General features: G+C 77.8%; 1 pseudogene. It reads right to left on the bottom strand.

Annotated features, from left to right (window positions below):
* Nucleotides 1-221: pseudogene (locus tag QWY29_RS20760) on the bottom strand (DUF480 domain-containing protein); the annotation flags it as partial.

Genomic DNA, 221 nt, shown 5'->3' with positions numbered 1-221 from the left:
CACCTCGTGGCCGAACCACTCGTCGAGGTGCCGCACCCGCTGCGGCCCACCGGTGTGCAGCGCGAGCACCAGTAGCCCGTCGGCGGCGAGCGGCCGGGCCCGCGCGGACACGGCCTCCGCCAGCTCGCCGGGTGCGAGGTGGATCAGTGAGTACCACCCCAGCACCGCCGCCCAGCCGTCCGCGGCCGGCGGTCGCACCAGGCGGCGCAGGTCGCCGACGG

The sequence above is a fragment of the Nocardioides abyssi genome, assembly GCF_030412915.1.
GTDB lineage: Bacteria > Actinomycetota > Actinomycetes > Propionibacteriales > Nocardioidaceae > Nocardioides > Nocardioides abyssi.
Note: the sequence above shows the minus strand (reverse complement) of the source record. Positions and strands in the feature narration are given on the sequence as shown.